Source organism: Chitinophagales bacterium (assembly GCA_019694975.1).
GTDB lineage: Bacteria > Bacteroidota > Bacteroidia > Chitinophagales > UBA10324 > JACCZZ01.
On record JAIBAY010000002.1, the window covers coordinates 414,822 to 439,582 of the forward strand.

Sequence of the window (24,761 nt, forward strand, 5' to 3'; positions counted from 1 at the left end):
CGGGAAGTTCAACTAAAAATACAGTATCTAGCATGACTCATCATCCTGATCCCTTGCTTGCTTCCAAAGTGGTAAACAAAATGCTGGAAAAGGACAGTTATGGCAAATGGCTGAACCCGGTTATCGAAAAAGTTGACGCCGGATATTGCCTGATGAAAATGAAAGTGAGGCCTGAGTTTCTGAACGGTGTTGGCACCGTGCATGGCGGAATTATTTTTGGCATCGCTGATACGGCTTTCGCCTATGCAAGCAATTCGCACAACAGGATTGCCGTTGCACTTGATGTATCCATTTCTTATCCCAATGCAGGACAACTGAATGACGAATTAACCATTGAGGCGAAAGAGGTGTATCTAGGCGGCAGAACAGCGATCTACAATGTGACCGTCACTAATCAGGACCAGCAACTGATCGGCATCTTCAACGGAACAGTATTCAGAACACAAAAGAAATATTTTGAAGAGAGTGTGTAAGTGTATCCAAAAACGGAATTGGGAAAACCGGCCACTGTTTATTTCAACTGATTGATCAGCCGATTACACAACCACAACACTATAAATGCACCGGCACCGATTACTGCATCAATCATCGACCAGAAAAATGGTATTTCCCGGAAAGGTTCGGCAATCAAAGCCATTAAAACGGTGAGTGCTGATGCTATCATACCCCAGATCACTACCCATTGATTTTTCACCGGATCGAGCAGTGGGCCAATAAATGCAATGGCAATCAGAACATGCGCAAAACCCAGCCAATCATATCCATACAATACCAAAGGATATTTTTCACTCGTTTCGGTGATTGCCTGATTCACCTGATCAAACCATTCGGTGAGCATTGATGGCAGTTGTTCACGATAGTGCAATACTAAATTCAATTCCCATTGCAATGGAATAGCTGACAGGCCGCTGGCAATCAAACCGCATATCGTCAGCAATAATAATAACCGGATTCTTTTACGCCGTATATGGTTCGCGTCATCTTTCATGGTTCAGCATATTTAGCCAGTGAAAAATAAAAAAAAAGCGGCAGTATAGCGGTCATCATTTATTTGCATCAGCACCGATTTAAAAAATTGCATTTCTTTACCGGCTTCAACGCGACAATTATGCATGAAGAAAAGCATTTTGAAAGTTCGGATGTAGTCAGGGACATTGTGATAGGAATGGCGGACGGACTCACCGTTCCGTTTGCGCTGGCCGCCGGTCTCAGTGGCGCGGTAGACTCCAATGCCATCGTGATTACCGCCGGCATTGCTGAAATCATTGCCGGATCAATTGCTATGGGACTCGGAGGATACCTTGCGGGCAAAACCGAAGCCGATCATTACGCATCGGAACTGAAACGCGAGTATGATGAAGTGGAAAATCTTCCCGAAAGGGAGAAACAGGAGGTCAGGGAAATTTTAGCAGCGTATGGCGTTTCCGCTTCCACTCAACAACTGGTAGCCGATGAACTCTCCGGCAAAAAAGATCAATGGGTGGATTTTATGATGAAGTTCGAGCTCGGACTGACGAAGCCACACAGTAAGCGTGCAAGCAGGAGCGCTTTCAATATTGCCACCTCATATATTGCCGGCGGATTTATACCACTGAGTGCCTATTTCATGACGGCACATCCCGGCGAAGGTTTGCCGCTATCTGCTGCCATCACCCTGCTGGCGCTGTTGATTTTCGGATACTTTAAAGCGCGTGTAACCGGTCAGCCTGTATGGCGCGGTGCCATAACAACAGCCACTGTTGGTGCGCTCGCCGCATCAGCCGCCTTTTTGATTGCCAGGCTGATCAGCGGTTAAATCAATTATGCTATCAGTATTGTTGCTGCGCTATCCGCCTTCCATGCAGAAGCTTCAGGGCAGCAGCAGATTGATTTAAGGTGCGGGCGATTGTTTTCTCCTGCTCATGAATTCTTTTCCAATCAATCCGGCAAGGAATAATAAAATTAATCCCGAACCCGCCATTGCGATTTTTTCACCGGTGTAATAAGATGCCGGTTCAAACCTGAATTCGATGGTGTGATTACCAGCAGGTATGCGCATGCCGCGCAAAATATAATTACAGCGGAAATGCGGCGCAGGCTTTCCGTCAATGAAAGCATCCCAACCGGGCTGGTAATAGATTTCGGAAAATACAGCCAGCTGTTCTACCTTAGAAGTGGAAGCATAGCTCAGGTAGTTTGGTTCATAGGTCTTCAGTATAATGGATGCGGCAGAATCCATGGAAGGAACAAATCCTGTCAACTGATCTGCAAAACGCTTATCGATCAACACCGTTTCCGCGGGCATAAAATCATTCAATGCCTTCATTTCCGCATCAGCATTTTCCACCATCTGCACTTTGTGAACAAACCATGCATTGTCGAGTGCTGCGGTATTTGGCAATACCTGATCCTTATCGCCCGATTTAAAGACGATATACTTGGTATTAAGCATGTCTACCACTTCTTTGTTAAATGGAAAGCCGGTCTGCCTGGTAGTATCACTTTTTGTGAGTTGCTGCTCAATGATATCCTGGTACCTGCGGAGCTTTACTGCACTATAACCTCCCAGCGACTTGTGGAAATATGAAGTCCTCGAATCGGCCGTGGGAGAAGCTGCCAGGTTGAATACCCTGTAATCTTTGGATGTTTCCTTTTGAATAAGCTGATCTGCCTGTGTTGCGGCAAAATAGCTGTTATAGTCGCTCTTTGAAATGAAATCTGAGCTGTCGAGGTATCGCTTTCCAACGGTAAACAAATCAAAGAATACCAGCAAGACGATACCTGCCGTCAGTATATTTTTACTGATGCGCTGCTGCAGGTAAAACCAGATGAGGCCTGCCCCGGCCAGAATAAACAGCAAAGACCTGATTGCATCAGCCCGCAACAGTGATTTACGGTCTTCCACGATGGCGCCCAGCACTTCCTTCTGTAATTGTTCATCATTTGCTCCATGAAAGTTAAAAAGAGAAGGGCCTGCAACAGCAAAAAGAAGACACAGGCCACCCGTAATGTACACGCTGATTTTTAACCTGGAAATCAGGAAGTCTTTTTCATACTCACCATTCATCACCTTTGACAAGGCCATAAATCCCATAAACGGGAATGTAAAACCAATCAGCACCAGGATCATGGATACAACACGGAACTTATTGTATCCCGGGAAGTAATAGAAAAACAGATCGGAGAACCATTCGAAGTTTTTGCCCCATGCGAGCAATAAAGCAACTACTGAAGAAGCCAGTATCCACCACTTCCAGTGTTCCTTCACCACCAGCATTCCCCATAAAAACAACAGGCAGATGATGGCGCCGACATACACGGGTCCTGATGTAAAAGGCTGATCGCCCCAATAGGTTGGAGCATTGTTGAGATAACTGGATATCTGTGCTGCAGGAGCCTGGAACTGCCTCAGCAATTCGGCAAGTTTGGAATCGCTGCCTAACTTGTTGTTAGATGAACCTCCATTGAAGTCGGGAATCAACAACGTAAAAGACTCCATTTTTCCGTAGCTCCAACCCATGGCATAATCCTTATCCAGTCCGCCGGATGACTCTTCATTGGAAGTTAGCTCTGATGGCCCGCGGATAGTGGAAGGCAGGTAATCGTACGTAGACCAAAGGATGGACAGGTTGGATAGCACGGCGAACAAGGTGCATATAACAGCGAGACCTCCTGCCACCCAAAGATTTTTAAAATTCCGGCTCCTGATAGCGACAACAAGTTCTACCACTCCATAAATAATAATCAGCATCATCAGGTAATAAGTAATCTGCAGGTGATTGGCATATATCTGCAGCGACAAGGCGACGGCCGTGACTGCTGTTCCCCAGTAAAACCTGCCCTGTCGCAACATGATGATGCCTGCTGTTGCCAGCGGTAAAATGCCAATTGCATGCAACTTGGAAGTGTGGCCGGCTTCCAGTAAAATCAAATTGTATGATCCCAGCCCGTAGGCCAAAGCACCGCCAATAGCCAGCCATGGGCTGAGACCCATTAAGATAAGCAGTATGTAAAATCCGAGAAATGCAAAAAGCAATAGTTGTGAAGGATGCGGAAAACCAAGCGCGGCAACTTTTTCAACGTATTGCACAAGATTTCCTTCATATCGTGCGCCCATCTGGTAAGTGGGCATTCCCCCGAATTGCGAATTGGTCCACAGTGTGCTCTTACCATGCTGCGTGTAATAATCAGTCAGCTCCTTTGCCACACCTTTGTAATGAATAATATCACTTTGCTCAATCATTTTGTTGTCGAGCACCATCGGTGAAAAAAACAGGAGATTAACAAACACAAAAACAAGCACGGCAATAATATGCGGCATCACCAACTGAAAAGTGCCTGTCTGCTTTGTATCGGTATTTTTTTTATCAGCCGTATTCTTTGCTGGCGCTGATTTTTCTCTGTGTTTCTCTTTCATGGTATGTCAATAATGAAGCGGGTAAAAATAGCCAAAAACTGTTAAGGTAAAACGCCTTTTATCCGGCCACAGCGTGATGCATCAGTATCAACATTTACATTTTTAGCGGGAGTATCAACTTGCTTCGCCTTATCTATCATAAGGCACTACTGCGGAAAAGCATTTACAGGTGTCGCAGTGAGAGCCAACTGTTAAAAACGTGCGATGCATACAAACTTCAAACCATGCAGTTCTCACTTCGGCAAACTATAGATCAAGCGTGTTTGCTCTATTCAGATAAAAAGGAGCATCAATGGATATCAATTGAATCGTTGCTACTGCAAAATATTTACATTTGTAAACCACCACACCTTGTTTATGAATAATGCTGATACAATACTGGTCATTGGTGCCTGCGGGCAAATCGGATCCGAGCTTACTATGGCTTTGCGCAAAATCTATAAGAATGTTATTGCCGCCGATCTGAAAGAACCGGGCACGGAAGTAAAAGAGTCAGGCATTTTTACCCGGCTTGATGTTTTAAATAAAACCAGTTTGTATGAAACTGTAAAGAAATACAACGTAACACAGATTTATCACCTCGCGGCAATACTTTCCGCCACGGGTGAAAAAAATCCCGAACTGGCCTGGCGGGTGAATATGAAAGGACTCCGGCAGGTACTTGATGCCTGCGTAGAGTTGGGTGTGAAAAAATTATTTTGGCCGAGCACTATTGCTGTATTCGGCCCTACGACTCCACGGCAAAACACGCCGCAGTGGACCGTGATGGAACCCAATACGATTTACGGCATCTCCAAACAGGCAGGTGAACGCTGGTGTGATTATTACTTTCAGAAGAAAAAACTGGATGTACGCAGTGTTCGCTATCCCGGCCTTATCAGCTATAAAACACCGGGTGGCGGCGGAACCACTGACTATGCAATCGATATCTATTTTGAGGCAGTAATAAATAAACTTTACACCTGTTTTCTTGCACCGCAGACGCGATTGCCGATGATGTATATGCCAGATGCTATACGCGGCACCATTGAACTGATGGAAGCGCCTGCAGAGAAAGTTAAAGTACGGTCGTCATATAATATTTCTGCCATCTCTTTCACACCGGAAGAACAGGCTGCCGCCATTCAGAAAGCAATTCCGGAATTCAGGATCAGCTATGCACCTGATTTCCGTCAGCAGATTGCTGAAAGCTGGCCGGAAAGTATTGATGATTCGGTAGCACGGCGTGACTGGGCTTGGAAGCCTGAGTTTGACCTTGATGGCATGACAGCAGATATGCTGCAGAATGTACGTTGAAGAATTTGGCCGATAATAACAGTACAACAATATTCTGCTTCACACGCTTCGTCAGTCGAGCATGCAGCATATTCCGGTGAGCTTTTATTCCGAGTTCATCTGTTGCATTGCGGGTAAACCGGATCGCTGTTTTCATAGCCGGGCACATACACATCCCAATTAAATCTGTTCATTCCAAATTGGATTTTTATCATAGAAATGCGCAATACAGGATAAGAGTTACCCTGGCATTTGCAGTCATCAGCAAAACTGTCGGCAGGATATCATAACCCTTTTGCCATGCGCTGTTTCATGGCTTCGTATAGAATCATACCTGCTGCCACAGATACATTCAGCGAATCAAATTTACCTGCCATGGGGATTTTTACAATCTCATCTGCAACGCGGAGTAAATCCGGAGCCACGCCTTCTCCTTCAGAGCCCATAATGATGGCCGTGGGAATCTTCATATCAACATCAAAAATAAATTTTGAGCCTTTCATGGCTGATGCGATCACCTGTATGCCATGAAGTTTTAACTGTTTTACGAGCTGAACAAGGTTTTTCTCACGGCATACAGGGATTTTATTGAGGGCTCCGGCTGAAGCTTTCACTGCTTCTGCATTCAATGCAGCGGTTTCCGTTTGCGGAATGATCAAGGCATGTACGCCGCTGCACAAAGCAGTGCGTGCCATAGCGCCGAAATTACGTACATCGGTTATCCTGTCCGCAATAATTAAAAGCGGCAACTCTCCATCGTTGTAGGCCTGTGCAAGGATATCGTCAATCTTGAAAAACTGTACGGGAGAAACAACCGCTGCTACGCCCTGGTGATTGCGGTGCATCCTGTTTAGCTTTTCAATCGGCACAAACAAGACGGGAACATCGTGCTCTCTTGCATCACGCAATATTTGCGATACGCCTTCTTTACTCATTCCCTTCTGAATAAAGATGCGCTCCATCGTGGTACCGGCATGCAAGGCTTCTTCCACAGGGTGAAACCCATAGATAAACTGGCTGCGTGCGTTTATGGTGCCGGTAGGTTTGCTCATGTATGCAGGCAGCACTGATTTGATGTGCAGCAACTGTTACGTTTCCGTGAAAAATTCAGTTTAGCTGACGGTTAAAAATTCATTATTTACGTCATGCTATTTGGACGGTGGTGTATACAAATTCATGTACCGTTGAAAGGCTTCCGATGCTTTTTTGTTCAGCTCATCCTGTTTATGCTTTTCCGACAGGTCGTTGATTTCATTCAGCACATAAACACCTTCATTCATATCTGAGGTGAAATACCTGCGTTTCTCCGCCGGCAACGAGGCAAAGTACCTCAGTTTGTCAGCGTACATCGTGAGCAGACGGTCGAGCATAGCGGTGCCTTTATCCGGCGCCCCTGCTTCATAATAAGCTTTGGACAAGGCAAGATTCAGAAATGAAACAGGCACATTCGATTCAGGCAGCACTTCCGCACATTTATCAAGCACCTGAATGGCAGAATCCATTTTGCCTTCGCGTATCAGTCCGCTCGCCAGCCGTGCAAAGTTGCTGCGCAGGTTAGTGACCATCCGCAAAATATTTTCATCAAGGTACACCGGATATTTGTCAACGCCGCCCCATGCAAACTTATGCATCATGTTATCATACATGAGGTCAGTCTGCACACCGCCGGGAAGGCCGTCGTCTCCCTGCACCTGGTACGGTACCACACGATACGTTAATCCTTCCTGCTGTAAATAGTTGTTCAATCCTAGATAAGAGTCAGGTGAAACAGAGATGGCAAAATAAACAGGCCGCTTCCAGAGGTTATTCCGCAGAATCTCCAGTGTCATCAGGTCATTCTTCAGCAAGGTGCTTTTATTGAGCTTCCATTCCATTCTCGGAAGTATTTTAGCGGTATCAGCAGTCTGTACCACTTTGTTTTGAATGACCATGTTCTTATCTACAGGTATAAAAATATTTTTGGCGGGAAGATAATTCATGGGTGCGCCCTGTCCGTAATCGAGCTTACTCTCCGGGGCATCGCTGAACATAAAATCGAGCACGGTATTCAAAGGATAGTACTGGTCTTGAGCGATGGATTTATTTTCATAAAAACGAACGTAGTCGCGGTTGGAACCACGGTACTTGATGCTATCCACGTTAATGATCACGGCATCCGACTTATTGACTCTTCTGCGGAGGTTATCAATGTACCAGTCTACACCCAGCAGGCTGAGGTTGACAATCCGTACATCTTCCCGTATGCCTTCCACTTCCTGCGCATACCATAACGGGTAAGTGTCATTATCACCTTGTGTAAATAAAATGGCATTAGGCGCACAGGACTCAAGATAGTCTCGTCCGAAATCACGTGCGGTGGTACGATGCGACCGGTCATGATCATCCCAGCCCTGCGCACCCATGAGTACCGGTACAAACAGGCAAACTACACTTGCTATAACCGCAGCGTTGCGCGGATTCATGCGTTTGCGCAAATAGTCAAATAATGCCAGCACACCAATGCCGATCCACATAGTATAAGCATAAAATGATCCGGCATAAGCATAGTCACGTTCACGCGGTTGCAATGGTGTCTGATTCAGATAGATGACGATAGCGAGGCCGGTAAAGAAGAACAGCAGCATTACTACCCATGCATCCGGTTTGCTTTTCCTGAAATGGTAAACAGCACCGGCCAGTCCGAGAAGGAAGGGCAACAGGTAAAACTTATTCTTTCCCTTGTTTTCTTTCATGGGTGACGGAAGGGAAGTCTGATCACCAAGCATGGTATTATCAATAAACGGAAAACCGGTAATCCAGTTACCATGCTGTATATCGCCATCGCCCTGCACATCATCCTGCCTTCCTGAAAAATTCCAGAGGAAATAGCGCATGTACATGAAACCAACCTGGTAGGTAAAGAAAAAATTAAGGTTATCGCCCATGGTCAGCTTTTCCCCGTCGCGCATACTGAGCCAGTTCTTATAGAACTTAACGTGGGACGGATCATCATTATCCCAAACCCGGGGAAACAACATCTCATCTGACGGGGAATACTTCAGGATCGGCTTCCTGTCCTGGAATTCATACTTATCCTTTCCGCGATAGTATCTTTTCTCGCCGCTTTCCCGGTCAATGGCAATTGGTTCAGCCGTAAAAGTGTGACCGTATGCCAATGGCCTTTCACCATACTGCTCACGGTTGAGATAGCTCAGCAAGGCAATCGGATCATTTGGCGCACTCATGTTGATGGAAGGATTGGCATTGGCGCGAATCACTACCATCAGGTAAGACGAATAACCGATTATGATGTAAAGCGCGGTTAATACGGCAGTGTGCAGGATATGATTGTTCTTTTTCACGGCATACCAGAGTCCGAATACAATAAGCGAAACCAGCAAAACAGCCAGGAATATCACACCGGAATTGAATGGCATTCCGAATTCATTTACGAAGAGGATGTCAAACTTGGCAGCCAGTGTCGGGATGCCGGGAATAATGCCATACTGAATGAATCCGAGAATGGCTACCGCCACACCGGCGGTCTTTATCATGTTCCACCGTGTAGGTTTGAATTTTTTAAATGCATACACAAATACCATGGCTGGCACAGCAAGCAATCCAAGCAAGTGCACGCCGATGGATAAGCCGATCAGGTATCCGCCAAAGATGATCCACCGGTCGGCATTAGGTTCATCCGCAACATTTTCCCATTTAAGTATAGACCAGAATACGATAGCAGTGAAGAACGATGACATGGCATATACCTCGCCTTCCACTGCGGAAAACCAGAATGAATCCGCAAAAGTATAAGAGAGAGCGCCTACAACACCGGCACCGATAACGCCTATTAAGTCAGCCCCGCCGATTTCACTTTCCTTTTTACCGCTTATTTTCTTGGCAAATGCCGTGATGGTCCAAAATAAAAAGAGAATCGTCAAGCCACTGAATATGCCTGACATATAGTTCACCATCAAAGCAACCTGTGAAGTATCGCCCGCCAGCAGTGTGAACATATGCGCGATCATGATAAATAATGGTGCTCCGGGTGAATGCGCTACCTGCAATTTATATGCACATCCGATAAATTCACCGCAATCCCAGAAGCTGCCGGTGGGTTCAGCCGTCATCCAGTACACTGCTGTTGCAACAATAAAAATGATCCAGCCTGCAATGTTGTTAACCTTGTTATAAAAAGTCATGAACCAGTTTTTTTTAAGATGGGCAAAAATAGTTTATTTGGTAATAGGCGCAAGCGTTTTGATTTCCGCATCCGGCTCCTTGTTCACAGCCTTAAGTAACACTGATGATGTAAAGGTTACACCAGCTGAATGATAAACGGCACTTCATTGTAAGTAACATTCATCTTTCACATTTACATGCTTGCTTCTGCAGGGCATGTTTGCAAATTCCAACCCATCACTTACCTTTGCCCTCCTTCCATTGACCGATGGTGTAACTGGCAACACGTCTGATTTTGGTTCAGAAGAGTCTAGGTTCGAGCCCTAGTCGGTCAACAGGTTGAGCCGCTTCACATTCATGAAGCGGCTTTTTTATTCCTTCAGTTTTCTGAACAGACAGCTGTTCCTGCTGAAATCAGCCATATAGCTTCCTGCCAGCAGCAAAGCCTTACACTTTATGCATGTGTGTATCCGGAAATCATCAAAGTAAGTAAACCGGCAGGCAATTCAATAAAAGCATGAGATACAAAATACAGGTTGCGTTGACGATGTATAAACAGTCTGCAATTTTGTTTTTCAATAAGACAGAAAACTTCTTCGAATGCTGCCAGCGATGTTCACATCAGCTTACACCAATGATTTTGCCGTCAACCACATCAATGAAGTTAGCCTGCGGCACTTTGGGTAAACCGGGCATGCGCATGATTTCACCACAGACGGCCACAATAAATCCTGCTCCCGTACTGATCACCAGGTCTTCCACATCAATACTGAAGTTGCCATCCAGCCCATTCACGGAAGCATCATCTGTAAAAGAATATTGTGTTTTAGCCATACAGACGGGGAGATTTTCAAGTCCCAGTTTTTTGATTTTTTTAATCATTTCCTGCGCCTTCTTATACAATACCACTCCTTTTCCGCCATAGATGGTGGTGACAATCTTGTGCAGTTTGGTTTCAATGTCATCGGATAATTCATACGTATGATTCAATGCCGGTGAAGGCTCCGCACAGATCTTTACTGCAGCGTTTGCCATTTCCAAAGCACCTTCACCGCCCAGTGCAAAGCCATCATTCACCGCGAAGCCATCTGACCTGCTGCTGCACCATTCCCGCATAAAATCGATTTCTTCCTTCGTATCGAAATGATAGCGGTTCAGCACCACCAATACTTTCTGGTGAAATGATTTAAGAATGGCAATATGCCTTTCCACATTACGCAAACCCTGCGTGAGTGCATGGAGGTCGGGCAGCATCATTTTAGTTTCTGCTATGCCACCGCTGAGTTTTATTGCCTGCGAAGTAACCACCAATACACTCATCGCCGGTCTGATACCTGCCTTCCTGCATTTGATATTGAAGAATTTCTCTGCACCAAGATCGCTGCCGAAGCCCGCTTCGGTAACCACATACTCGCCAAACTGCATTGCTGTTTTAGTGGCCATGATTGAATTGCAGCCATGGGCAATATTGGCAAAAGGCCCGCCATGCACCATGGCAGGTGTTCCTTCCAGCGTTTGTACCAGATTGGGTACGATGGCATCCTTTAAGAGGGCAGTGATGGCGCCTGTTACACCAAGATCTTTTGTGGTGAATGGCTCATTGGCAAAAGTAAATCCAAGCAACATCTGATCAATTCTTTCCCGCAGTTCATCAATACCTTCCGAAAGGCAGAGCACGGCCATGAATTCACTGGCCGGCGTGATCACAAATCCTGTTTCAGAAGGAATGCCGTTATTCGGAACATCAAGTGCGGTGACAATCTTCCGCAACACTCTGTCATTCACATCAAGGCAACGTTTTAACAAAACCGTTTTGATACCTTCCGGTTTTCCACGATTGAAGAAACGGTAGTTATCCAGCAATGCCGCCAGCGTATTATTGGCAGCGGTGATGGCATGAAAATCACCGGTGAAGTGGAGATTGATCTCCTCCATCGGCACCACCTGCGAATAGCCTCCGCCTGCAGCGCCGCCTTTCATCCCGAAGCAAGGACCTAATGAAGGTTCACGGAGCGCCAGCACTGCCTTTTTGTTCAACTTTCGTAATCCGTCGGAGAGGCCTACTGATGTTGTTGTTTTTCCAATGCCTGCTTTGGTGGGTGTCATTGCTGTAACCAAGATCAGTTTGCTGGCGGCAATTTTTTCTTCATCAAATTGCCTTATGTTCACCTTCGCCTTATGATAACCGTAAGGAATCACCATATCGGGCGGCAAACCCATACTGTCAGCCACTTCGGCAATGAAGCGCATTGGCTTCTCCTGTGCAATCTCATAATCTGATTTCATCTTAAACAAGTTTTTAACCGGTATTGAATACCCCATGAAATATATTGAGGGAAGTTAAAATCAGCTGATTCCAAATTTTTCATTATGACCTTTATCACATTGCAGCATGATCGTAATCAGCAGCCATAATCCAAATTTGAATCCGTTGATCGGTTAAGCAATATCTGTAATTCAAATCACCTTTCAAATAATTCCGTCACTTATCTGAAATCCGGTAATTGATGATAACAGAAGTGCCTGCCATAAAAATACATTGCGCCAAGCCGTTTGTCAGTAAGCTGTTTCAAAAAAAATGAATTTATACTTTGACAGGTGCTTCGTCATAAAATGGCTTCAACAATTTTCAGATCCTGATAAAAGAATTGTTGAAGCAGGCATTTTTGCATAATGCAGGAATCACCAACAAAAGTCACAGGGCTGTATGACAAATATCATTTGCAACCGCTACCACCCTATTTACTTTTGGATCATGATAAATCCTGCTACTCAGATTACCATAAAATGCAGGCAAACATGGTTCATTTTGTTTTCATGCGCGTGAGATAAAGAGAACTGGTTGCAGTTTAAGAGCAAAAGGGTGTTTGAGTTAGTAGTTTGGATTTGGTTGCGGCGGATGTCATTCCGCCGCAATTTTTTTGCAGGCATGTCTACAGCCTATGCCACCGGATTTCGGAAATTCAGCAAAACGAGAAAACCGTTCGGTACGCATTTTTCTGCCTACAGCAATATTTTTCACGTATTCAGCACCAGGTCATAACTCTCCTGTCACAGGTTCATAAGTTTTGCCTTCAGAAGGACCGGCAGTTTATACCATCAACTGCCAAACGGAGTATGCTAAAGCAATCAAACGGTTTCTGCAGGAAGGCAACTCAACGCTGGAACACATGCGTTTACATGAATCAGGGTACCCGCACTTATTAAACCATTTTCACTGATAAATTAACCAACTTATGAAAACAATTAAACGATCCGTAAATCAATGGAGACTGATTGTGCAGGCTTTATTTATTCTTCTCCTTACTATTCCAGCATTTGCACAGGCTCAGACCTGGAAATCGCTCGGCTCCGGTGTACCTTACTGGAGCTATTCTGTGGGCACATGGAATAATCAATTATTTGCAGGTACCACAGGCGGAATTTATAAATGGGACGGTCAGTCGTGGACCGTTGTGGGTGATGGCCTGAACGGTGAAGTGGATGCCATACTGGAATATAATGGCGAGCTGATTGCTGCGGGAAAATTTACCATGTCAGGCACGAAGACATTGAATTTTATCGCGAAATGGAATGGTACTACCTGGAAAGATATGGCAGGTGGTATGAACAGCTATGTTACATCACTTGCAGTTTACAATGGAAAACTGATAGCCGGTGGTTATTTCACCAAAGCAGAAGGCACCGCTAAATATATTGCACAGTGGGATGGTTCGCACTGGACATCGCTTGGCAGCGGCATGGGCGGCACACAAGGCCAGGTAATGGCGCTTACCGTTTATGGCAGCGATCTGATTGCAACCGGCTTCTTTACCAAGGCTGGTGGCATGAATGTGAACTACATCGCTAAATGGAATGGCACTGCATGGTCTGCATTAGGCAGCGGCCTTGGATATATTGGATATGCACTGACGGCATATAATGGCAAACTCGTTGCGGGCGGATTATTTTCATCAGCGGGTGGTGTGAGTGCAAGTGATATTGCCATGTGGAACGGATCATCATGGTCAGCTTTGGGCACAGGCATTGGTGGCGGCGTATATGGATATGTATTCGCATTGACCGTTTACGGTTCCGACCTGGTGGCAGCCGGCATATTTACAACAGCAGGCGGATTGAGCGCAGCCAACATTGCAAAATGGGATGGTTACGCTTGGTCTCCACTGGCTGGAAGTATGTCAAGCGGAGGCACGGTGCAAGGCATTTTCGGATTGGTAAATTTTGGCGGTGATGTGGTGGCAGGCGGCATATTCGATGCAATAGAAGCAACCGGCTCCCCCAATGTGGCAGCCGTTAACTACACACCTTCCGGCAATTTTATCACTTCAGTCACAGCACCATCATCACCCTACTGCAACAATCAGGTTGTCAATATCGGGTACACTGTAGTGGGTGCATTTACCGCCGGGAATGTTTTCACAGCACAACTTTCTGATGCAAACGGCAGTTTTACCGCACCGGTAACTATCGGTACAAAAAATTCCATTGCATCCGGGATGATAGTTGCCACCATTCCCAATAATACACTTACCGGCAGCAAATACAGGATCCGTGTCGTGAGTTCCAATCCCGTTGTTTCCGGACCTGACAATGGAACCGACCTGGTGATCGGTACGCCTATTTCTACCAACGACCCAACCGCCTTTTGCGTTGGAGGAAGTGCAAAATTGACGGTGGTTACGCCTGCCATATCTTATCAGTGGAAGATGAATGGCGCCATTATTCAGGGTAAAACGGCTCAGACCTATAAAGCTTCTGAAGCCGGAAATTATACTTGCGATGTGACTAACAGTTGTGGTACTACCACTTCAAATACGATAGCGCTTACCACTAATCCAAAACCAACCTCCACTATCTCCGTCGGAAACTGTGCTGCAGGTATTGTTACACTTACCGACATTGCCAGCCCTGCTACCGGCGTAACTTACAAGTGGACCCTTAATGGAAACAATATCAGCGGCGCAACAAATTCAACATACGCCGCAACAGTGAGCGGCTCCTACAAATGCAAGGTTACCATTATTGAAACGGGTTGCAGTGCCAATTCAAAATCTTCTTCGGTAACAATTACCTGCAAAATGCATTCATCTGATATGAACACTTCCATTAGTGTTTTCCCAAATCCCTCCGGCTATTATTTCACGATCAGCGATCTGGCAACCGGTATCGTGCATAATATTGATGTTTTCGATATCACGGGACGACACATTGAAAACGCGGCTACGTCGGATAATGAAATTCGAATCGGTGAAAGCTGGTCGCCGGGTATTTATTTTGCAAGAATCTCCGATATCAATGGTGAAGATGAAGTAATCAAACTTATAAAAGACTAAATAGCAGTAACAGCTGATGCTGGCTCTCCGCATTCTACCTGCCGGAATATTTTCCTTTCCGGCAGGAAGATTTTGCTGATGATAAAGCTATGTATTTTGCAGGAGTGAGGTCCAACTTGAATATAAAATATAAGTCTGTATATAGCAATAGCTGCTTCTGGAAAAATTTACTTCCAATCAACATCCCTCAGGTTTGCAAATTTCTTTTAATGTCGGTTATTCAGGGTTGTGAACGGTTGAATCAACGTTGCAGTTGCGTGTCATCTGCCTGCCTTCCCTGTTGCCGGTTACCTCAGCTTAATATGTAACAGATTTCCTGTTTCCTGCTGTCAGCAGCTTCCGTTACCTTGTATTGATATTTCTCCGGGCAATCAAAAATTTTCATCTATGAAGTCGATCTATCTGCTGTTATCCATTTTGCTGATTTGTGTAGCCAACAGTTTGTCGCAACCGAAATCAGACAGTACCGGCTTTGCAAAACCCGGCATTAACCTGTACCTGGATGGTATTGCTGAATACGATGATTACATCAGGAAGCAAATTGATTTTGTGAACTATGTACGCGACCGTCATGAGGCTAATATCCACTTGCTGATAACCACACAGCTTACAGGCGGCGGAGGGAGGGAATATACCATGCTTTATATCGGGCAAATGATGTTTGCCGGCAAAAACGATACACTGCAATATTATGCCGGCAGCGCTGTGGCTGAAGATGAAATCAGGCAAGGCCTTGTCCAGCTGTTAAAAATGGGGCTGATGCCGTATCTGGCAAGGTTACCTGATGCCGGTGCAATGGAGATTGAAATTAATTTTACCGAAGGCGAATCTCATCCGTCGGAAGTGAAAAAGCACCAATGGCATGATTGGGTCTTTACTATTTCCGGCAACTGCGATTATAGCGGGGAACAATCTTATAAAAATCTTTATGTGAATGGCGGATTATATGCAAAAAAAACAACAGAGGCGTGGAAGTTCAGTGCCGGCCTTAACGGATCCTATAACTATTCAAGATATGCCTATGACAACACGGAATATGTTAGTAAGACAAGATCAAAAAGTGCTAACCTGCTTGTCGTAAAAAGTATTACCAATCATTGGTCAGCCGGCGGAACAACTTCCATTAGCGCTTCCTCCTATAGTAACTACGATCTGCAGGCAACACTGTCACCTGCCATAGAATGGAATCTGTATCCTTACAGCCAATCCACATCACACCTGTTTACAGTGTTGTATCAGCTGACGCCATCTTATGCGGATTATACGGATACCACAATCTATCTCAAAACAGCTGAATGGCTGGCTTCACAATCGCTGACCGCTTCACTGGACCTGATTGAAAAATGGGGTTCGGTAAACATGTCATTATATGCTTCCAACTATTTCCATGATTTCTCCAAAAATGCGCTCTACTTGTCCGGTGCGGTCAACTTACGGATCGTTAAAGGACTGGAGTTCAACCTGTATGGCAATATTGGTTTCATTCATGATCAGCTAAGCCTGCCGAAAGAAGGAGCCACACCGGAGGAGGTGCTCACGCGCCAGCGCGAGTTAGCCACTGATTTCAACTACTATGGGTCTGTTGGACTCAGTTACAGTTTTGGCGCCACGTATAACAATGTAGTGAATGCGCGTTTCAGTTTCCTGAACTAAATAAAAATGAGGCACATATAAGCAATCCGCGAACGGTTCACCTAACAGTTTTTCACCGGGTTTTTTTGAGTTGTCTTGGGCAAATCTTAATTCTTTTTCTATCTTTGCCGACCTCTGAAAAAACGATGGAATCACAAGTCAGATTATTTGCCGGAACAAACACGCGTTACCTCGCCTCATCCATTGCCAAATCCTATGGTGTGGAGCTGGGTAAGGTGGAAGTTCGCCGGTTCAGCGATGGTGAAATCTGCCCTGTTATTCTTGAGTCCATTCGCGGCGATTATGTTTTTCTCATTCAGTCAACTATTGCACCGACAGATAACCTGTTTGAACTGTTACTGCTGATTGACTCTGCACGCCGTGCCTCCGCTGAATATATTACTGCCGTCATCCCCTATTTCGGTTTCGCCCGCCAGGACAGGAAAGACAAGCCCAGGGTGCCGATTGCGGCCAAACTGATCGCCAACCTGCTCACCGCTGCCGGCGCCAACCGGATCATGACCATGGACCTCCATGCACCGCAGATTCAGGGTTTTTTTGATATTCCGGTAGATCACCTCGAGAGTTCAACCATCTTTATTCCCTACATCAAATCACTGGATCTGCACGATGTTACTTTCGCAGCTCCCGATGTAGGCGGCGTTAACCGTGCGCGTTCTTACGCTATTCACTTCAATAAGGAAATGGTTATTTGCGATAAGTACCGCAAGCGCCCGAATGAAATCTCTTCTATGACAGTCATCGGTGATGTAACAGGACGCAATGTGATTATCTGTGACGATATCATCGATACCGGAAATACGCTGGCCAATGCAGCCGACCTTATGCTGGAAAAGGGCGCTAAAAGCGTCCGCGCACTCATCACACATCCGGTGCTTTCAGGTAAAGCTTATGAGAATATTGAAAAATCAAGCCTTACAGAAGTAGTTGTTTGTGATACCATACCATTGAAACAGACATCCTCTAAAATAAAAGTGTTGAGTGTGGCCGAGTTATTTGCAACATCCATCCGCAACATGTATGAGCATAAGTCCATTACCTCACTGTTCCTTAACAATTAAATTTTTTTTCAATCATGCAATCGATCACCATTGAAGGCCAAGTAAGAAAATCAGTTGGCAAAAGAGAAACCCGCGAGCTGAGAAAGAGCGGGCAGATTCCCTGCAGCCTGTATGGAGGCAAAGAAACACTTAACTTTTTCGCTCCCGCACCTTCTTTCAAAGACCTGGTATATACCCCTGAATTCCTCACAGCAAAAATTATGTTGGATGGAAACGAACATATTGCCATCATGCAGGACCTGCAGTTTGATCCGGTAACAGATCAGCTCAATCACATCGATTTCCTGGAGCTGAATGAAGATAAAAAAGTAACGGTAGAGCTGCCCATCAGGCTGGAAGGTGTTCCTGCCGGTGTACGCGCCGGTGGCAAAATCAATCAGCGTATGAAAAAGCTCAAAGTCCGCCTCTATCCCAAAGATCTTATATCGCATATCACGATTAAAATTGATCACATCGAACTGGGTAAATCGGTAAAAGTGAGTGATCTCCAGTTCGATGGTATTGAATTTCTTAATCCGGCTAACTTCCCGATTTTGTCGGTATTGATACCACGTGTGGTGAAAGAAGAAACGCCTGCTGCTACTGCCGCTGCTACCCCTGCCGCTGCTGCTACTCCAGCCGCCGGTGCTACACCAGCTGCCGGTGCTGCTCCCGCTGCAGACAAAGGGGCTGCCAAGAAAGACGACAAAAAGAAAAAGTAAAACGGCGTTCACTTTCTCCGACCCTGCAAGGATATCACCTACTCAGTTATCCGGCTTTGAAAATCAGGCATCAGCAAAATATCAGACGTGAAGTTTCTTATAGCAGGGCTTGGTAACATGGGCGATGAATATGCAGAAACCCGTCACAACATAGGTTTCAGAATTGTAGAGGCACTGGCACAGGAAGCCGGTGCTTCTTTCATTTCAGACCGTCATGCCTTACATGCAGCAATGCGTTATAAAGGTAAATCCCTGCATCTCATCAAGCCAACCACCTATATGAACCTGAGTGGTAAAGCCGTAAAATACTGGATGGACAAACTCGAAATCAGCCGTCAGCACCTGATGGTAGTGGTGGATGACCTGGCTATTCCTTTCGGCAGCCTCAGGATCAGGAGTAAAGGAAGTGATGGCGGTCATAATGGGCTGACTTCGGTGCAGGAATGGCTGCAAAGCAATGACTATCCGAGGATGCGTTTTGGCATTGAAGGAAATTTCCCGAAAGGCAACCAGGTAAACTATGTGCTGGGGAAGTGGACAGCAGAGGAACAGAAATTATTGCCGGAAAAAATTCAGGCTGCGGCGGATGCCGTTAAAAGTTTTGCCACGATTGGTTTGGAGCGAACCATGAATCTGTATAACAAATACCCAGGCCGGAATACCAACGGATAAGGTTCATCACTGAATCCGCATTCAAAAAAACAAAACCATACTTTCAAAATATAATTGGATTAACGGCCGGATTCCGGAAAACAATTGATAACTAAACATAAAATTAATAACCCCAAACAATGAAAATAGCAATCGCCGGACCTTACTCTGCACCCACGGGCAAAGAGCGTCAACAAAATCTTGATGCGTTAAATGAAGCGGCCGCAGCCATCTATGAAATGGGACATATTCCCGTTGTGGGCGTAAACGCTGCGCTGCCCGTACTCGAGAAGTCTGAAACAGAGGATGAATACCAATTGATCACGGATATTGCCGTAGCCATCACACAAGATTGTGATGCGCTGTTATTGCTTGCTGCATCCGCTGATGCCGCACCGGAATTGGAATCTATGGAGTCACAGGGCAAACCCGTATTCAAATCCATCGGTGAAATTCCGGCGTAGTACTCAAACAATCGCTCTTCATAACCCTGCTTCATGGCAGGATGTTTATCGCTGACTAAAATGAAAATCATCTGCATCGCACGTAACTACGCTGAACATGCCCGGGAATTAAAAAATGATATTCCCGATAAACCGGTCATATTTATCAAGCCCGATACTGCCTATAAGCGAAAAAAGCTGCCATTTTTCCTGCCCGATTTTTCCAAAGACATGCATTATGAAACAGAAATTGTCTTACGCATTTGCAAAAACGGCAAGAACATTTCTGAAAAGTTTGCCGACCGTTATTATGATGCAGTAACAGCCGGTATCGATTTCACGGCACGTGACCTGCAAAACGAACTCAAGAAAAAGGGATGGCCATGGGAAATTGCCAAGGGCTTTGATGGCTCCGCTTGTGTGGGTGACTTTCTGCCAAAATCTCAATTCGACAACCTGAAGCACCTGAATTTCTGCATGTATAAGAATAAAGTGCTGGCGCAAAAAGGCAATACAAAGGATTTGATTTTTTCATTTGAACAAATTATCAGTTATGCCTCACAATTTTTCACCTTGCTGAAAGGTGATCTTATTTTCACCGGTACACCGGTGGGTGTAGGGGCCGTAACATATAACGACCATATCGAATGTTTTGTAGAAGATGAAAGTGTGCTGGAGTTCGATGTGATGTGAAGTGAAGTGTTGCGTTGATTTAACTATTGACAGATTATCACATGATCTTCTATAAATTATCCAATTTGGCAGCAAGCGATAAGCCGATTACGCATGCTTTCCTTTGAGAGCAGACTGCTAAATACTTACCATATAAAAACCATAAATCCCTTGCACTGAACCATTGTTTGAAAAAAAACAATATTCATCCTTTCAGATGCAATCCCTGGTAAAACTCACTCTTCGGCACTTCCACAATATCGCCGGGTACCATTTTATCTATATTCAGCCGTTCAATACCATAGCGAATTAAACGCAGGGCAGGATGTCCCACTTTTGCCATCATCTTTCTCACCTGCCTGTTTTTGCCTTCTGTAATAGTAAGCTCTAACCACGAAGTTTCAGGATGCTTGACATAATTTACCGGTGGTATACGCTCCGGAATTCTGGGCGCCGACATGCCACGGACACCGGCAGGTTGTGTCTGATGCAAGGTACCCTTCAGATTAATCGTAACTCCTTTACGCAAGGCGTTCAATGCCGCTTCACCCGGTAATCCTTCCACCTGCACCCAATAGGTACGGCTATGTTTTCTGTCGGGACTCAGCAAACGCATATTTACTGACTTATCATTCGTCAGCAACAGCAATCCTTCTGTGTCATGATCAAGCCGGCCGACCGGGTAAACATCCTTTTGAAATTCAAACAGGGAAGCCAGCGTATCATGTTCACCCTCTTTTGTAAACTGTGAAAGCATTCCGTATGGCTTGAAAACTTTGTAGTAGAGGTATTTCATATTGATGATAAAGGTAGGGAATTGCAAAATGAGAATCGGGAAACACGTAAGTGTTCATCAGCCGGATGGCGACTGATCAGCAAAAACTACGTTAAAATTCACCGGATGTTCTTCCGTTAAGAATACAACAGTAGCCGATACGCAACACACTAACTACCGGTAGTTTCTTGTGCAATCCGCATACCTTCTTATTTTTGCGCCCTATAAAAAATCAACCCCTTGGATCTGACTTTATACCTGCGTGCGTTCGAGAAGATGTGTTATGTGAAGTATATGGCTAAAACCTACGATGAGCATCGGCAGATCTGCAAGTATGTTCACTCTACTTCACGCGGCCATGAGGCCATCCAGCTTGCAGCCGGCCTGCAATTGAAACCGTATGACTACCTCGCAGTATATTATCGTGATGAAAGCATCCTGCTGGGCCTTGGTTTCGAACCCTATGAGCTGATGCTGCAGCTCCTGGCAAAGCGTGACGATCCGTTTTCCGGGGGCCGTGAGTATTATTCTCATCCGTCTTATAAAGACAGCGACAAAGCCACCATCCTGCATCATTCGAGTGCAACAGGCATGCAGGCCATTCCTACCACCGGGCTTGCCCAGGGTGTTCAATACCTGGAGAAAAAGAATATGCTGAACGCGCAAGAACCGCCGGTAGTGATATGTTCAATGGGTGATGGCAGCGTTACGGAAGGTGAAGTGGCTGAAGCCTGGCAATTTGCCGTGTTGAAGCAGTTACCTATTATTTACCTCGTGCAGGATAATGACTGGAGCATCTCGGCCTCTTCCGACGAAATGCGCACCATGGATGCTTATGAATATGCAGCAGGATTCAAAGGCATGAAGAGAATGCGCGTAAACGGCAGCGAATTTCATGAAGCTTTCGAATGCCTCCGTGAAGCGATTCAGTTTGTGAGGCAGGAACGTAAACCCGTGCTGATTCACGCTAAGGTACCATTGCTTAACCACCACACGTCAGGCGTGCGTAAGGAAATGTACCGTGGCGCGGAAAATATCGCTTTACATTCAGCGGATGACCCTTTTCCAAAACTGAGAAATTATCTTTTGGAAAATGGAATCGTAGAAGAGATTCTGGATGAGATTGAAAAACGAGCTGAAGAAAAAATTGCCAGCGACTTTCAGCGGGCCGTTGATGCTCCAGAACCGGATCCCGCAACTATCAGTGACCATGAATATGCACCAACGCCTGTTACAACTGAAAAAGGAAACCGGTCGCCGGTTAACGGTCAAAAGGTAGTGATGGTAGATGCCGCGCTGCATGCAGTGGATGAAATCCTCCACAAACATCCGGAAGCGATTTTCTTCGGGCAGGATGTCGGTAAAAGGCTGGGAGGCGTTTTTCGTGAAGCATCCACACTGGCCGATAAATATGGCGATGACAGGGTATTCAACACTGCTATTCAGGAGGCTTATATCGTTGGATCTACGGCCGGTCTCAGTGCAGCCGGTGTACGGCCGATCGTGGAGATTCAGTTTTGTGACTATCAGTTTCCTGCTATCAATCAGTTAATCACCGAACTCTCAAAATCATGCTACCTTACCATGGGTAAGTTTCCCGTAAGTACAGTGATCAGGATTCCCATTGGTGCTTATGGAGGCGGCGGACCCTATCACAGCGGCTGCCATGAATCGGTGGTGCTGGCACAGCGGGGTATTAAGGTGGTTTATCCTTCCAATGCGGCCGACCTGAAAGGATTGCTGAAAGCGGCATATTATGATCCTAATCCTGTCATCGTATATGAACACAAAGGATTATACTGGAGCAAAAATCCCGGCACAGATGAAGCGAAAACAATTGAACCGGATGAAGAGTACATTATTCCTTTGGGAAAAGCAAGCATCGCGCTTTCCGCCACACAGGAAGAAGTTGACCTTGGCAACTCTCTATGTATCATCACCTATGGCATGGGCGTATACTGGGCAAAGAATGCAGCTAAACAATTTCATGGCTCCGTAGAAATCATTGACCTGCGCACACTCAATCCCTGCGATGATGAAATGGTATTTGAAGCGGTTAAACGACACGGAAAATGTATTGTCTTAACGGAGGAGCAGGTACAAAACACCTTTGCACAAGCCTTATCAGGAAGAATCTCGGCTGCCTGTTTCCAGTACCTTGATGCGCCGGTGAAAACGATTGGCGCCAAACCGCTGCCCGCTGTAGCGATGAACATGATATTGGAGAAGGCAATGTTGCCCGGTGTTGAAAGTGTGGCATCGGAAATTGGTTCGTTGCTGGCCAACTGATGCTTACAAAAATTACAGCGGCCTAACGTATCATTCCCCGCCGGCGCTTATCTTCGTTTCATGCCAACCGGAATTTCTATCGGCAACCTCATTATTCTCGTCGGTGCGGTTCAGGGTGTATTCCTTTCCGTTATTCTCTGGAACCTGCGCTCAGGCAATAAGCTCTCCCATCGCCTGCTTGCTGCTTTCCTTTTCGTGTTTGCACTGGAGATGATGTATTTCGTCATTTGGGACAGTCGCATGATATTAAAAGCTCCTCACTTCTCTATGGTGTTGTCGCCACTGGATTTTGCCATCGGCCCTTTGTTTTATCTATATGCACTGACACTTACCAGGAAAAATTTTGCGCTGAAGCGTATACATCTGCTTCATTTCCTGCTGGTATTGGCAGGATTCATTTATTTCCTGAAATTCTACATGCAGCCGGCAGTTTATAAATATGCATATAACCTGCAGAGCTATTCGCAGATGCCTGATCTGTGGCAGACATTCAGCATCATTAGCACAGTGCAGACCTCAGTTTATCTTGCACTCACCGTGCTGTTACTTCTGCAACATGTGCGGCGGGTAAAAAAGTATTATTCATCTATCGAAGAAATTGATCTGGGCTGGATCAGGAATCTACTGCTGATCATCGCCTTTGGATTCATCAGTTGTTCGGCCATCACGGTTATAGGTTGGAAATGGGCGAACTATTATTCCAATATCGTCTTCTCATTTTCCATCTACGCCATGGGATATTACGGCATGAGGCAAAAATCCATTTTTGCCGACATCCATGAAGAAATTCAGCCACAGGAGGCAGAGCCTTTAGTGCTGTTAGCGGAACAACCTGAGGTAATAGCTAAAAAATATGAACGCTCAGGATTAACGGAAGATAAGGCTGCGCAATACCTTACCAGTCTTCACCTGCTGATGGAGAAGGAAAAACCTTACCTCAATCCTGAACTGACGCTGCAGCAACTTGCCGATCAGATGCAAATTTCGCTGCACCATCTTTCCCAGATTCTCAATCAGCACAAACAACAGAACTTTTTCGACTTCATCAATCAGTTGAGGGTGGAGGAATTCAAAGAACGGCTGGCTGACCCTTCCAAACAGCACTATTCACTGCTGGCACTTGCTTTCGATTGCGGCTTTAACAGCAAAGCAGCATTCAATGCCGCTTTTAAAAAACATACAGGTACCACTCCTTCGGCTTACCGTAAAAACCTCTCCATCTCAACCGCCTGATAATCAGGTGTTGATTTCTTCCCGAAAAAGTAAGACGTTCAACCTTATCGGTATGAGCGATGCGGCTGTTGCAGTGCAGTTACTTTGCCTTCATTCTTTTACTCATCAAAAAAGTCCA

18 protein-coding genes and 1 tRNA gene are annotated in these 24,761 nt (G+C 45.5%); 13 read left to right on the forward strand and 6 right to left on the reverse strand.

Annotation, left to right across the window (positions count from 1 at the left end):
* Window positions 1-32: 32 nt before the first annotated feature.
* The gene (locus K1X61_04900; GenBank protein MBX7107968.1) at window positions 33-473 is read left to right on the forward strand and encodes a hotdog fold thioesterase; all 441 of its coding nucleotides are present in this window, start codon (window positions 33-35) and stop codon (window positions 471-473) included.
* Between the two features lie 38 nt (window positions 474-511).
* Here K1X61_04900 and K1X61_04905 read toward each other — a convergent pair whose 3' ends face one another.
* Window positions 512-988, reverse strand: coding sequence for a hypothetical protein (locus K1X61_04905; protein ID MBX7107969.1), 477 nt, complete (start codon window positions 986-988; stop codon window positions 512-514).
* Between the two features lie 120 nt (window positions 989-1,108).
* Here K1X61_04905 and K1X61_04910 point away from each other — a divergent pair, with 120 nt between their 5' ends.
* Window positions 1,109-1,795 carry a VIT1/CCC1 transporter family protein gene (locus tag K1X61_04910; protein ID MBX7107970.1) on the forward strand — a complete coding sequence of 229 codons (687 nt, stop codon included), beginning with the start codon at window positions 1,109-1,111 and terminating at the stop codon, window positions 1,793-1,795.
* Between the two features lie 75 nt (window positions 1,796-1,870).
* On the opposite strand, the gene K1X61_04915 is transcribed toward K1X61_04910, so the two are convergent.
* Entirely contained in the window at window positions 1,871-4,396 is a 2,526-nt protein-coding gene (locus K1X61_04915; protein ID MBX7107971.1) for a YfhO family protein, read from the reverse strand.
* A 357-nt stretch (window positions 4,397-4,753) separates the two neighbouring features.
* Between K1X61_04915 and K1X61_04920 the strand changes: the two genes are divergently transcribed.
* Complete coding sequence (locus K1X61_04920; protein MBX7107972.1) at window positions 4,754-5,692, forward strand: NAD-dependent epimerase/dehydratase family protein; 939 nt, start codon at window positions 4,754-4,756, stop codon at window positions 5,690-5,692.
* A gap of 263 nt (window positions 5,693-5,955) precedes the next feature.
* Here the strand turns inward: K1X61_04920 and rlmB are convergent, their stop codons facing one another.
* Together rlmB and K1X61_04930 are read right to left on the reverse strand one after the other, a co-directional pair.
* Window positions 5,956-6,723 carry a 23S rRNA (guanosine(2251)-2'-O)-methyltransferase RlmB gene (gene rlmB / locus K1X61_04925; protein MBX7107973.1) on the reverse strand — a complete coding sequence of 256 codons (768 nt, stop codon included), beginning with the start codon at window positions 6,721-6,723 and terminating at the stop codon, window positions 5,956-5,958.
* A 96-nt stretch (window positions 6,724-6,819) separates the two neighbouring features.
* Window positions 6,820-9,852 carry a DUF2723 domain-containing protein gene (locus tag K1X61_04930; GenBank protein MBX7107974.1) on the reverse strand — a complete coding sequence of 1,011 codons (3,033 nt, stop codon included), beginning with the start codon at window positions 9,850-9,852 and terminating at the stop codon, window positions 6,820-6,822.
* A gap of 242 nt (window positions 9,853-10,094) precedes the next feature.
* On the opposite strand from K1X61_04930, the gene K1X61_04935 reads away from it, so the two are divergent.
* Window positions 10,095-10,167: transfer RNA gene (locus K1X61_04935), tRNA-Gln, on the forward strand.
* A gap of 286 nt (window positions 10,168-10,453) precedes the next feature.
* On the opposite strand, the gene K1X61_04940 is transcribed toward K1X61_04935, so the two are convergent.
* Window positions 10,454-12,118 (reverse strand): formate--tetrahydrofolate ligase, encoded by a 1,665-nt coding sequence (locus K1X61_04940; protein ID MBX7107975.1) that lies wholly within the window; start codon window positions 12,116-12,118, stop codon window positions 10,454-10,456.
* A 950-nt stretch (window positions 12,119-13,068) separates the two neighbouring features.
* Between K1X61_04940 and K1X61_04945 the strand changes: the two genes are divergently transcribed.
* The 7 genes from K1X61_04945 (at window position 13,069) to K1X61_04975 (ending at window position 20,367) form a co-directional block, all read left to right on the forward strand.
* Entirely contained in the window at window positions 13,069-15,165 is a 2,097-nt protein-coding gene (locus K1X61_04945) for a T9SS type A sorting domain-containing protein (GenBank protein ID MBX7107976.1), read from the forward strand.
* A gap of 387 nt (window positions 15,166-15,552) precedes the next feature.
* A complete protein-coding gene (locus tag K1X61_04950; protein ID MBX7107977.1) occupies window positions 15,553-16,818 on the forward strand; it encodes a hypothetical protein in 1,266 nt (421 codons plus the stop codon).
* A 125-nt stretch (window positions 16,819-16,943) separates the two neighbouring features.
* Complete coding sequence (locus K1X61_04955; GenBank protein ID MBX7107978.1) at window positions 16,944-17,879, forward strand: ribose-phosphate pyrophosphokinase; 936 nt, start codon at window positions 16,944-16,946, stop codon at window positions 17,877-17,879.
* A 14-nt stretch (window positions 17,880-17,893) separates the two neighbouring features.
* Window positions 17,894-18,580: a 50S ribosomal protein L25 gene (locus tag K1X61_04960; protein ID MBX7107979.1), complete on the forward strand. Its 687-nt coding sequence runs from the start codon at window positions 17,894-17,896 to the stop codon at window positions 18,578-18,580.
* Window positions 18,581-18,667: 87 nt separating this feature from the next.
* On the forward strand, window positions 18,668-19,252 hold the full coding sequence (pth, locus tag K1X61_04965; protein MBX7107980.1) for an aminoacyl-tRNA hydrolase: 585 nt from the start codon (window positions 18,668-18,670) through the stop codon (window positions 19,250-19,252).
* Window positions 19,253-19,371: 119 nt separating this feature from the next.
* Window positions 19,372-19,695: a hypothetical protein gene (locus K1X61_04970; GenBank protein ID MBX7107981.1), complete on the forward strand. Its 324-nt coding sequence runs from the start codon at window positions 19,372-19,374 to the stop codon at window positions 19,693-19,695.
* A gap of 60 nt (window positions 19,696-19,755) precedes the next feature.
* Window positions 19,756-20,367, forward strand: coding sequence for a fumarylacetoacetate hydrolase family protein (locus tag K1X61_04975; GenBank protein ID MBX7107982.1), 612 nt, complete (start codon window positions 19,756-19,758; stop codon window positions 20,365-20,367).
* A 184-nt stretch (window positions 20,368-20,551) separates the two neighbouring features.
* Here K1X61_04975 and K1X61_04980 read toward each other — a convergent pair whose 3' ends face one another.
* A complete protein-coding gene (locus K1X61_04980) occupies window positions 20,552-21,142 on the reverse strand; it encodes a pseudouridine synthase (protein ID MBX7107983.1) in 591 nt (196 codons plus the stop codon).
* A gap of 255 nt (window positions 21,143-21,397) precedes the next feature.
* Between K1X61_04980 and K1X61_04985 the strand changes: the two genes are divergently transcribed.
* Window positions 21,398-23,410: a tungsten formylmethanofuran dehydrogenase gene (locus K1X61_04985; protein ID MBX7107984.1), complete on the forward strand. Its 2,013-nt coding sequence runs from the start codon at window positions 21,398-21,400 to the stop codon at window positions 23,408-23,410.
* A 60-nt stretch (window positions 23,411-23,470) separates the two neighbouring features.
* Window positions 23,471-24,643 (forward strand): helix-turn-helix domain-containing protein, encoded by a 1,173-nt coding sequence (locus K1X61_04990; GenBank protein ID MBX7107985.1) that lies wholly within the window; start codon window positions 23,471-23,473, stop codon window positions 24,641-24,643.
* Window positions 24,644-24,761 lie beyond the last annotated feature (118 nt).

Coding starts and splice junctions, on each gene's coding strand:
- K1X61_04900 (MBX7107968.1), top strand. CDS start 33: ATGACTCATCATCCTGATCCCTTGCTTGCTTCCAAAGTGGTAAACAAA.
- K1X61_04905 (MBX7107969.1), bottom strand. CDS start 988: ATGAAAGATGACGCGAACCATATACGGCGTAAAAGAATCCGGTTATTA.
- K1X61_04910 (MBX7107970.1), top strand. CDS start 1,109: ATGCATGAAGAAAAGCATTTTGAAAGTTCGGATGTAGTCAGGGACATT.
- K1X61_04915 (MBX7107971.1), bottom strand. CDS start 4,396: ATGAAAGAGAAACACAGAGAAAAATCAGCGCCAGCAAAGAATACGGCT.
- K1X61_04920 (MBX7107972.1), top strand. CDS start 4,754: ATGAATAATGCTGATACAATACTGGTCATTGGTGCCTGCGGGCAAATC.
- rlmB (MBX7107973.1), bottom strand. CDS start 6,723: ATGAGCAAACCTACCGGCACCATAAACGCACGCAGCCAGTTTATCTAT.
- K1X61_04930 (MBX7107974.1), bottom strand. CDS start 9,852: ATGACTTTTTATAACAAGGTTAACAACATTGCAGGCTGGATCATTTTT.
- K1X61_04940 (MBX7107975.1), bottom strand. CDS start 12,118: ATGAAATCAGATTATGAGATTGCACAGGAGAAGCCAATGCGCTTCATT.
- K1X61_04945 (MBX7107976.1), top strand. CDS start 13,069: ATGAAAACAATTAAACGATCCGTAAATCAATGGAGACTGATTGTGCAG.
- K1X61_04950 (MBX7107977.1), top strand. CDS start 15,553: ATGAAGTCGATCTATCTGCTGTTATCCATTTTGCTGATTTGTGTAGCC.
- K1X61_04955 (MBX7107978.1), top strand. CDS start 16,944: ATGGAATCACAAGTCAGATTATTTGCCGGAACAAACACGCGTTACCTC.
- K1X61_04960 (MBX7107979.1), top strand. CDS start 17,894: ATGCAATCGATCACCATTGAAGGCCAAGTAAGAAAATCAGTTGGCAAA.
- K1X61_04970 (MBX7107981.1), top strand. CDS start 19,372: ATGAAAATAGCAATCGCCGGACCTTACTCTGCACCCACGGGCAAAGAG.
- K1X61_04975 (MBX7107982.1), top strand. CDS start 19,756: ATGAAAATCATCTGCATCGCACGTAACTACGCTGAACATGCCCGGGAA.
- K1X61_04980 (MBX7107983.1), bottom strand. CDS start 21,142: ATGAAATACCTCTACTACAAAGTTTTCAAGCCATACGGAATGCTTTCA.
- K1X61_04985 (MBX7107984.1), top strand. CDS start 21,398: ATGTGTTATGTGAAGTATATGGCTAAAACCTACGATGAGCATCGGCAG.
- K1X61_04990 (MBX7107985.1), top strand. CDS start 23,471: ATGCCAACCGGAATTTCTATCGGCAACCTCATTATTCTCGTCGGTGCG.